This is a genomic window from Bradyrhizobium sp., from assembly GCF_030697065.1.
Lineage (GTDB): Bacteria > Pseudomonadota > Alphaproteobacteria > Rhizobiales > Xanthobacteraceae > Bradyrhizobium.
Map to the genome: position 1 here is coordinate 1 of NZ_JAUYQU010000312.1, position 9632 is coordinate 9632.

Below are 9632 nucleotides of genomic sequence, written 5' to 3' on the forward strand. Positions count from 1 at the left end.
GACACCAGCACCGAGGTGTCAGGACCGCACGATTTCGCATCCGTTTCAGGCACTCTGGTCAGGAGCGCCATCCACGTCCACCGCATCCCCGTCCCGCACTGGTGACCTTTGCGCAATGCCCCTCGGAGTGGGACGGGATGGCAGACATATAGCCTGATCCAAAATTCTGGTAAACAGAATTATTTTTGCGCGAGGGGCTTGACAGAACTTCCGATAAACCGAACTGATTTGCCCGTCAGGTAGTCACAGGACGTCACACAACGCCGGGCTTCGCCGCTCACAGCCCGTCGGGCGGCAGGCCGGAGGCGTCTGCCGCCACCGGGCGGTGACGGATGCGCTCGCGGTAGAAGGCGTAGAGGCCGGACAGCACGATGATGGTCGCCCCCGTCACCATCATGGCGTCGGGCACATCGCCGAACACGAGATAGCCCAGCAGCATCGCCCACAGCAGCGCCGAATAACGGAACGGCGCCACCGCCGAGATGTCGCCTGTTCGCAGCGCCATGATGACGCATTGATAGCCGATCAGCAGCAGCACCGCGGCCAGTGTCAGCAGGCCGAGCGCGCGGGACGATGGCGGCGTCCAGCCGCCGAGCGGAACGATGATGGCGGCACCGGCGAGCGTCACCGTCACGGTGGTCACCAGCGTGATGAACAGCGAGGGCACCTGCGCGGGGATGCGCCGGGTCGCGAGATCGCGCACGGCGCAGAAGAACACCGAGATCAGCGCGAACAGCGAAAACTGATTGAAGCCCTCGACGCCGGGCCGAACGATGATGAGGACGCCGATGAAGCCGGCGGCGATGGCGAGCCAGCGCCGCCAGCCGACCGGCTCGCCGAACATCAGCGCGGCGCCGAGCGTGACCGCCAGTGGCAGCGCCTGAAAGATCGCCGCGGTATTGGCCAGCGGCAGGTGCACGATCGCGGCCAGAAACGTCACCGTGCCCAGCACCTCGCCGGCCACCCGCAAGGCGACCGGCTTCATGACAAGCGTGCGCAACGGTCGCATCGCGCCCTGATGCCATGCCAGCACGGCGATCAGCGCGATTGCGACCACGCCGCGCACCAGCATGATCTCGCCGAAGTTCATCTCCGACGACACCGCCTTGGTGATGGCGTCGTTCATGGTGAAGCCCGCCATGGCGGCGGCCATCAACAGACTTCCGCGCATGTTGGGGGAAAGGGGCAAGGAGGATTCCGGTGGATGGCAATTCGTAGGGTGGGCAAAGCGAAGCGTGCCCACCAATGACGACAACGATTCGCGATGGATGGTGGGCACGGCGCGAAGAGCGCGCCTTTGCCCACCCTACGATTGGTCTCTTACTTCGCGCCGGCCTTTTGCGCGTATTCCCAGGAGGCCTTAGACAGCGGCACGGTGCGTTTCGCCGACTCCATCGCCTTGGCGTTGGCCGCGGTGCCGTCGCGGACGCGGCCGGCGATGCCCTGGGTGATGCCGGCGAGCCGGAACAGATTGTAGGAGAAATACCAGTTGAGGTCGGGCACCGCGCTGCCGGTGACGTTGCAGTAGATCTGCGCCGCCTCTTCCATGCTCGGAATGTTCAGCGCCTTGAGGTCGGCATTGGCGAGGCCCGGCATGGTCCACTGCATCAGCAGGTAGGTGAAGTCCGCCATCGGATCGCCAAGCGTCGACAGTTCCCAGTCCAGCACCGCCTGCACCCGCGGTTCCGTGGCATGGAAGATCATGTTGTCGAGGCGGTAGTCGCCGTGCACGATCGACACGCGCTTCTGTTCCGGCACCGTCTTCGGCAACCATTCGGCCAGCTTCTCGAATTCGGGAATGTGCTGGGTTTCCGAGGCGCGGTATTGCTTGGTCCAGCGATCGACCTGCCGTGCGAAGTAATTTCCCGGCTTGCCGAAATCGCCGAGGCCGATGGCCTCGGGATCATAGGTGTGCAGCTTCGCGAGGGTCTCGATCTTGCTGGTGAAAATCTTGCGCCGCGCGTCGGGTGTCTGGCTCGGCAGCGACGGATCCCAGAAGACGCGGCCCTCTTCCATCGACATGATGTAGAAGAAAGCGCCGATCACGCTGTCGTCGGTGCACAGCGCATAGGCTTTTGCGACCGCAAAACCCTGCTTGCTGAGGGCTGCGATGACGCGGAACTCGCGGTCGACCGCGTGCGCCGACGGCAGCAGCTTGCCGAACGGCCGCCGGCGCATCACATAGGATCGCCCGGGCGTATCGAGCCGGTAGGTCGGGTTGGACTGGCCGCCCTTGAACTGCTGGACGGTCAGCGGTCCCTGATATCCCTCGACATGTTCGCGCATCCAGCCGTCGAGGGCGATCTCGTCGATGCGGTGCCGTTCCTCGACGGGCCTGGTGCCCGAAAACTCTTCGTCGTTCCTGACGCCTTCGGCCACTATGACGCTCCCTTGTTTTTCTTGTTCGTCATTCCGGGATGGTCCGAAGGACCAGACCCGGAATCTCGAGATTCCGGGTTCGATGCTGCGCATCGCCCCGGAATGACGGTTGAGGAGCGCCACTGTTTCCGCAGGCTCTCCCGTCAATGCGTATTGGAGTTTGCATACTTCCGAAGTTCAAGTCTGGCAATGGCGCGGTTATGGACCTCGTCCGGACCGTCGGCAAGGCGCAGCGTGCGGATGCCGGCATAGGCCTTGGCGAGGCCCGCATCGTCGGAGACGCCGCCGCCGCCCCAGGCCTGGATCGCGTTGTCGATGATCTTCAGCGCCATGTTCGGCGCCGCCACCTTGATCATGGCGATCTCGAGCTGTGCCGTCTTGTTGCCGACCTTGTCCATCATGTCGGCGGCCTTGAGGCACAACAGCCGGGTCATCTCGATGTCGGTGCGGGCTTCGGCGATGCGCTGTTCCCAGATCGAATGCTCGATGATCTTCTTACCGAACGCGGTACGCGACGACAGCCGCCGCACCATCTTCTCCAGCGCCTCTTCGGCGACGCCGATGGTGCGCATGCAGTGATGGATGCGGCCGGGACCGAGCCGGCCCTGCGCGATCTCGAAGCCGCGGCCCTCGCCGAGCAGGATGTTTTCCTTCGGCACCCGGACGTTTTCGAGCAGCACCTGGGCATGGCCGTGCGGGGCATCGTCGAAGCCGAATACGGGAAGCATCTTCTCGACGGTGATGCCGGGGGTATCGAGCGGCACCAGGATCTGGGACTGCGCCTGATGGCGCGCCGCGTTGGGATCGGTCTTGCCCATCAGGATCGCGATCTTGCAGCGCGGGTCGCCGACGCCCGACGACCACCATTTGCGGCCGTTGATGACGTAGTGATCGCCGTCGCGCGTGATCGAGGTTTCGATGTTGGTGGCGTCCGACGAGGCGACCGCGGGCTCGGTCATCAGGAAGGCGGAACGGATCTCGCCGTTCATCAGCGGCTTCAGCCATTTGCGCTTCTGCTCCTTGCTGGCATAGCGCATGAACACTTCCATGTTGCCGGTATCCGGCGCCGAGCAGTTGAAGACCTCGGAGGCGAAGCCGATATGGCCCATCTCCTCGGCGAGCGGCGCGTATTCCAGGTTGCTCAATCCCGCGCCGCGAAATTCGTCGTCCTCATGCTCGGAAGGCGGCATGAACATGTTCCAGAGACCCTCGGCCTTCGCCTTCTTCTTGAGGTCTTCGAGGACCGGGATCACCTTCCAGCGCGACCCCTCGGCGTCCTGCTGCTTGTAGATCGGCACCGCGGGCCGGACATGCTTGGTCATGAACGACTGCACGCGATTGAGCCAATCCTTCTGGCGATCCGACATATTGAAGTCCATGGGCGTTTCCTCGCATTTTTGGACGAAAACTCTTTGGCGACACTGTCTGCCCGCCACCGCCGCTCCGCAAGGCCACTTCAGCGGCGCGTTGCGGACGGCTGCGCGAGCACCGCCACCCCGGGATGCCAGATGCCAGTCACGCACCGACATTTCTTGACATCACCCGGTCTCAAACGATAGTTTCATACAACTGTTTGAAATGCAACCACCGACTTGCCGTCATTCCGGGGCAGCCCAAGGGGCTCAACCCGGAATCCATTGTAGCGCGAGATTCCGCGTTCGCGGCTGCGCCGCGCCCCGGAATGACGAAAGGGCGAAACCATGGCGTCGGATCAGACCAGGGGCGCGATCCTCAACGCCGCCGAACGGCTCTACGCCGATCGCGGCTTCGGCGACGTCACGCTGCGCGACATCGTCGCCACGGCCAACGTCAATCTCGCGGCGGTGAACTATCATTTCGGTTCAAAGGACGAATTGATCGCCGAACTGTTCGTCACCCGCAGCCTCGCCACCAACCGCGAGCGGCTCAACGAATTGAAAGCCGCCGAGCAAGCCGGCGGCGGTCGCGCCGGCATCGACGCGATTTTCCGCGCGCTGGTGGGGCCGACGCTGCGCGGCTGCCTCGGGCCATCGAGCGAGAGCTCCACCGCGGCGCGCTTCATGATCCGCGCCTCGATCGAATCGGTGCCGCCCATCCGCCGCATCAAGAACCGCGAAGTCGATCACTTGCGTAAGTTCGCCGCGGCGATGCGGCGCTCCCTGCCCGGCCGCGCCGAGGCCGATCTCTATTGGGGCCTGCATTTCGCCCTGGCGATGGCGCACCACACCATCCGCGAGCGCGAGCGGCTGACCAAACTGTCGGAAGGGAAATGCGACCTCGACGACGTCGAGGGGATCATCGACCGGGTGGTCGCGGTGTCGGTGACGGCGCTGACGGGGGAAAAAGTTCAAGGCAGGCCTTCCGGCAAACTGGCTGCGCGGGAAGCGCACTGAGACGGGCAGCGCACGCGGCGCAGCCGTGCCCGGCCAACCAGATACCGCCGTCGTTCTCCTCACCGTAGTTTCACGGGGCCGGTATTTCACGGTGGTTTAAGCTGTCGGAGGCCACAACGACATGGGATTGCGGTGGCGGAGCCGATCCCGCGCGCCGACTCCTGTCGTCATTTCATGGCATGATTCTTTATCGCCAGGACGCATTGATGACAGTTTTGGATCACCCGGTTCGGTGGCGACCGGAAAGAACCGGAAACGCAGATGAGGTCGTGCAACCCGATGCATTGCCGTTGCGACCGATCCTTTCCTTTCCCGGCGCCGCCTATGAAGAGGCTTTCGTCCGGTACTATCACGGCTTCTACTATCGCTACGCCCAGGCCAGCCTCGTCGTCGGGATGGTCCTGATCCTCGGCGACTTTCTCGTCGACCATCTGGCCTTTCCCAACGGGACCGCAAATCTCTATCGCGTTCAATTCTGCCTGCCGATTCTCGGAATCGGCTTTGCCTATTCCTTTACGGACTTCGCCAGACGGCATTGGCAACTCGTGATGTCCGGATTTATCGCGACGGTCGCCTGCTGCACGTTCTGGGTGCTGCTGAAGATCGACGGCCAGGACGGCATGGGGCTCACATCCTGGGTCGGGATGCTCAACTTCGTCTTTCTCGAGTTCTATTGCTTCGTCATTCTCGGCGTCCAGTTCAGGTACGCGATCGTGTCGGGCGTGGCCATTCTGCTGATGTTCGAGGCGGCCATGCAGGTCGCGCTCGGCAACGACTTCGGAATGTTCTGTTACTGGTCCTTTCACGTCATCACGCTGTTCATCCTGGCGGCGGGTATCGGCTGGTGGCGGGAATACGCCGTACGCATGGACTTCGCGACGCAGACCACCCTGAAAGCGACCCAGGAATTCCTGAAAGACCAGAACGTACTGCTCGAAATCGAAGTCGAGAAACGCACCCGCAGCATACAGGATGCGCAGGATGCGACGATCGTCACCCTGGCGTCGCTGGTGGAGACCCGCGACCACGAAACCGGCAATCACATTCGCCGTACCCAGGACTATGTGCGGGCACTGGCCCGGCGACTGCAGGCTCACCCCGGGTTTGCCGACTATCTGGTGGAACGCCAGATCGATATCCTGTTCAAGTCCGCCCCCCTTCACGATATCGGCAAGGTCGGAATTCCAGACAGCATCCTGCTGAAGCCGGGCAAACTCGATCCGAAGGAATTCGAGATCATGAAGACCCACACGACGCTTGGCCACAACGCCATCGAGAATGCCGAACGGCAACTCGGCATGACCGTCGAGTTCCTCGCCTGCGCCAAGGAGATTGCGCTGGGTCATCACGAGAAATGGGATGGCAGCGGCTACCCCGCGGGACTGGCGGGCAGCCGCATTCCGATCTCGGCACGCCTGATGGCGGTGGCCGACGTCTACGACGCCCTCACCACCCGCCGCGTCTACAAGGACGCCATGGGGCACGATGAGGCGATCGCGATCATCATGGAAGGCAGGGGCAAGCACTTCGACCCCGACGTCGTCGACGCCTTCGCGGCCATCACCGAAGAGTTCAGGGGTATTGCGGGCCGTTACGCGGACTGAGAGCTTGCGCTTCGCTCAGGATGGAACTGCGGTGCGCGCAAACGCATCCCAGATCGCCTCGACCGCCTTGCTCTGGCGTGCGGTCGGGCGAAACAGCCGAATCTCGATCGGTATTGCGAGTTCGGGGCCACCAGCGTCGACCAGCCGTTCCGCCGCAATGTCTTCTTCCGCCAGTGTCCTCGGCAGCCATGCCACGCCATCGCCGGCGCGGGCCATCGAGAGCAGCGTCGCGGCAAGGTGCGAGGTAAAGATCGCCTCGAGCTTGAGGCCGCGCGTGCTCGCCTCGCCCTGCGCCGCGACGATCCGGCCCAATCCCGACTGCGCGCTATAGGCCAGGTATTTTACCGGCGCGCCACCAGCAAGCGGCCAGTGCGGGCCTCCATTTCCCCGGGGCGCGCTGAGCGGCACCAGCGTATCGGTGCCGACCACGATGCTCCTGAACTGACCGGTCTCGAACCGGCTTCTCATGCCGCGGTGATGGTGACACAGCAGAAATTGAACGTCTCCCCGCAACATCATCTGCTCGCAGGCATGCATGCTGTCGGAGATCAGATTGAGATTGCCGAGCGCCAGTACCCTGTCATTGCCGCGCACCCATTTCGGGAAGAACGTAAAGGAAAGCGCGTGCGTTGCCGCGATCGATAACGGCCTGACACCGCGGCCAGCAACTTCCGACGTGTCGCGGCGAATTTGGTGCAGGGCGCGTGTCAGGACCTCGGCCTGGGTGTGAAAATGCTCGCCCGCCGGCGTCAGCGCCACGCCGTGCGTCGAGCGGGTGAACAGGTCCGCGCCGATCCACGCCTCCAGCGCACGGATCCGCCGGCTGAACGCCGGCTGGGTCACGTGCCGCGCTTCGGCCGCCCTGGAAAAATTCAACGTTTCCGCGAGCGCCAGATAATCCTCGAACCAGATCAGTTCCATTGGTAATGCCGAAATCACATAATCAATTCCGGGAATAGCATTGGCTGTCGGGCGATTCCAGACATAAACCCTCTCCAGCGCGGCCGGAGCAAGCATAACCGGCTGATGATCAACTGAAAGGAAACCCGATGCGCATCGTCGACGTCGTCGAAATTACAAAACCGATCGCCTCCCCGATCCGCAACGCCTACATCGACTTTTCGAAAATGACAGCGAGTCTGGTCGCCGTGGTGACGGACGTCGTGCGCGACGGCCGCCGGGTGGTCGGTTACGGCTTCAATTCGAATGGCCGTTACGGCCAGGGCGGCCTGATCCGGGAACGTTTTCGCAACCGTATCGTCGAGGCTGAGCCCGATAGCCTGCTCGATGACGACGGCAGCAATCTCGATCCGCAGCGGATCTGGGCGGCGATGATGTCCAATGAAAAGCCGGGCGGACACGGCGAACGCTCGGTGGCGGTCGGCACCCTCGACATGGCGGTGTGGGACGCGGTGGCCAAGATCGCGGGCAAACCGCTGTTCCGTTTGCTCGCCGAACAGAACGGCCGCGAGGCCGATCCGCGTGTCTTCGTCTACGCCGCGGGCGGTTACTATTATCCGGGCAAGGATAATTCGGCGCTGCAGGCGGAGATGCGCGGTTATCTCAACCGCGGTTACAACGTCGTGAAAATGAAGATCGGCGGCGCCTCGCTCGATGAGGATCGCGGGCGGATCGAGGCCGTGCTGAAGGAGATCGGCTCGCAGGCGCGGCTGGCCGTCGATGCCAACGGGCGCTTCGATCTGGAGACCGGCATCGCCTATGCCAAAATGCTGCGCGACTATCCGCTGTTCTGGTACGAGGAGGTCGGCGATCCGCTCGACTACGCGCTGCAGGCCGCCCTTTCGGAATTCTATCCGGGCCCGATGGCAACAGGCGAGAACCTGTTCTCGCACCAGGATGCGCGCAACCTGCTGCGCTACGGCGGCATGCGGCCGGATCGCGACTGGCTGCAGTTCGATTGCGCGCTGTCCTACGGGCTGGTCGAATATCTCCGCACCCTCGACGTGCTGGCGCAGCACGGCTGGTCGCCGTCGCGCTGCATCCCGCATGGCGGGCACCAGATGTCGCTGAACATCGCGGCCGGCCTCGGCCTCGGCGGCAATGAGAGCTATCCCGACCTGTTTCAGCCCTATGGCGGTTTTCCGGACTCGGTTCGCGTCATGGACGGCCACATCGTCATGCCGGACCTGCCCGGCATTGGCTTCGAAGGCAAATCCGACCTGATCAAGGTGATGCGCGACCTGGCTGAGTGAGGCCGGCTACATCACCGTCTCATTTCCTGATGGCGAGAGCATAGAGATAGGCGAGGATCGCATCGACGTCCTCGTCGGAAAAGTCGATCTGCGGCATCGCCCGGTGTTTCGACACCATGCCCTCCCTGAGTTCGGCCTGCAGCTCCCGCGGAGCAAACCGCGCATAGATGTCGCGCATCGGCGGCGCCTTCGCGAGCGGGCTCGCACCAACAGCCTCGATGGCATGGCAGCGGCCGCAGTTCTTCTCGAGGATGACCTTGCCCTGGCTCCGCAGCTGGCCGGGGCCAGCGGCATCCGCGCCCCCGGCCGAACACAGCAGAAGTCCGGCGATCAGAAATCGGAGCCGACTGGAGCGCGGTATCATCTGTTTGGGTCCCACTGACATCACAGGCTGCGCCCGCGACCAGCGCATCGCCTTGATGCAAATCAAGGCAAGCAGTGGCAGCGCGCACGCCGCGCCGGGGGACTCTCGAGGACTAGACGATCTTCCGCTGCTTCAACTCACCCAGTTTCGCCTCGTCAACCCCGATGGTCGCCAGCACGTCGCTGGTATCCGCGCCCAGCAGCGGGGGCGCGCGGTACTCCTTCACCGGGGTGCCGGAGAAGGTGATGGCATTGCGGATCAGCGACAGCGATGGCTCGAACGGATGGTCGACCTTGACCTGCATGCCGCGGGAGCGGACATGCGGGTCAGCGAACACCTGCGCAAAGTCGTTGATCGGCCCGCAGGGCACGCCGGCTTTCGCCAGTTCGTCGAGCCAATAAGCCACCGGCTGCTTCAGGAACAGGCCGGCAAAGATCGCCATGATCTCCTTGCCGTGCACGACGCGGTCGTTGTTTTTCACGAATCTCGGATCGGTCGCGAGCTCCGGCTGGCCGAGCACGGCGCAGGTGCGCGCGAACTGGCCGTCATTGCCGACCACCAGCATCAATTCGCCGTCGGTGCAGCGGAACACGCCGGCGGGCATGCCGCCATTGCCCCAGGTGCCGCGCCGCGGCGGGGTCTGGCCGTTGACGAGGAAGATCTGCGCGTAATGCGACAGCGAGGCGATCACGGTGTCGAA

Annotated in this window: 9 protein-coding genes; 3 read left to right on the top strand and 6 right to left on the bottom strand. The window is 63.5% G+C overall.

Annotated elements, in window-relative coordinates; all coding sequences use genetic code 11:
- Positions 1-277: 277 nt before the first annotated feature.
- The 3 genes from Q8R73_RS24670 to Q8R73_RS24680 all read right to left on the bottom strand — a co-directional run bounded on the left by Q8R73_RS24670 (position 278) and on the right by Q8R73_RS24680 (position 3758).
- Complete coding sequence (locus Q8R73_RS24670; protein WP_305722156.1) at positions 278-1189, bottom strand: DMT family transporter; 912 nt, start codon at positions 1187-1189, stop codon at positions 278-280.
- A gap of 131 nt (positions 1190-1320) precedes the next feature.
- Positions 1321-2379, bottom strand: coding sequence for a phosphotransferase family protein (locus tag Q8R73_RS24675; protein WP_305722157.1), 1059 nt, complete (start codon positions 2377-2379; stop codon positions 1321-1323).
- A 143-nt stretch (positions 2380-2522) separates the two neighbouring features.
- Positions 2523-3758, bottom strand: coding sequence for an acyl-CoA dehydrogenase family protein (locus tag Q8R73_RS24680; protein WP_305722158.1), 1236 nt, complete (start codon positions 3756-3758; stop codon positions 2523-2525).
- A gap of 321 nt (positions 3759-4079) precedes the next feature.
- Between Q8R73_RS24680 and Q8R73_RS24685 the strand changes: the two genes are divergently transcribed.
- A complete protein-coding gene (locus tag Q8R73_RS24685; RefSeq protein ID WP_305722159.1) occupies positions 4080-4751 on the top strand; it encodes a TetR/AcrR family transcriptional regulator in 672 nt (223 codons plus the stop codon).
- A gap of 269 nt (positions 4752-5020) precedes the next feature.
- Positions 5021-6355: an HD-GYP domain-containing protein gene (locus Q8R73_RS24690; protein ID WP_305722160.1), complete on the top strand. Its 1335-nt coding sequence runs from the start codon at positions 5021-5023 to the stop codon at positions 6353-6355.
- Positions 6356-6370: 15 nt separating this feature from the next.
- Here the strand turns inward: Q8R73_RS24690 and Q8R73_RS24695 are convergent, their stop codons facing one another.
- Entirely contained in the window at positions 6371-7276 is a 906-nt protein-coding gene (locus Q8R73_RS24695) for a LysR family transcriptional regulator (RefSeq protein ID WP_305722161.1), read from the bottom strand.
- Positions 7277-7404: 128 nt separating this feature from the next.
- Between Q8R73_RS24695 and Q8R73_RS24700 the strand changes: the two genes are divergently transcribed.
- Positions 7405-8568: a mandelate racemase/muconate lactonizing enzyme family protein gene (locus Q8R73_RS24700; protein ID WP_305722162.1), complete on the top strand. Its 1164-nt coding sequence runs from the start codon at positions 7405-7407 to the stop codon at positions 8566-8568.
- A gap of 19 nt (positions 8569-8587) precedes the next feature.
- Here Q8R73_RS24700 and Q8R73_RS24705 read toward each other — a convergent pair whose 3' ends face one another.
- Both Q8R73_RS24705 and Q8R73_RS24710 read right to left on the bottom strand, forming a co-directional pair.
- On the bottom strand, positions 8588-8953 hold the full coding sequence (locus tag Q8R73_RS24705) for a cytochrome c (protein WP_305722163.1): 366 nt from the start codon (positions 8951-8953) through the stop codon (positions 8588-8590).
- Positions 8954-9044: 91 nt separating this feature from the next.
- A partial coding sequence (locus tag Q8R73_RS24710) for a CaiB/BaiF CoA-transferase family protein (RefSeq protein ID WP_305722164.1) occupies positions 9045-9632 on the bottom strand: 588 nt, incomplete at its 5' end.

What these genes read in the sequence shown, in the direction of transcription:
- Q8R73_RS24680 (WP_305722158.1), bottom strand. Translation starts at nt 3,758, where the DNA reads ATGGACTTCAATATGTCGGATCGCCAGAAGGATTGGCTCAATCGCGTG.
- Q8R73_RS24695 (WP_305722161.1), bottom strand. Translation starts at nt 7,276, where the DNA reads ATGGAACTGATCTGGTTCGAGGATTATCTGGCGCTCGCGGAAACGTTG.
- Q8R73_RS24700 (WP_305722162.1), top strand. Translation starts at nt 7,405, where the DNA reads ATGCGCATCGTCGACGTCGTCGAAATTACAAAACCGATCGCCTCCCCG.
- Q8R73_RS24705 (WP_305722163.1), bottom strand. Translation starts at nt 8,953, where the DNA reads ATGTCAGTGGGACCCAAACAGATGATACCGCGCTCCAGTCGGCTCCGA.
- Q8R73_RS24685 (WP_305722159.1), top strand. Translation starts at nt 4,080, where the DNA reads ATGGCGTCGGATCAGACCAGGGGCGCGATCCTCAACGCCGCCGAACGG.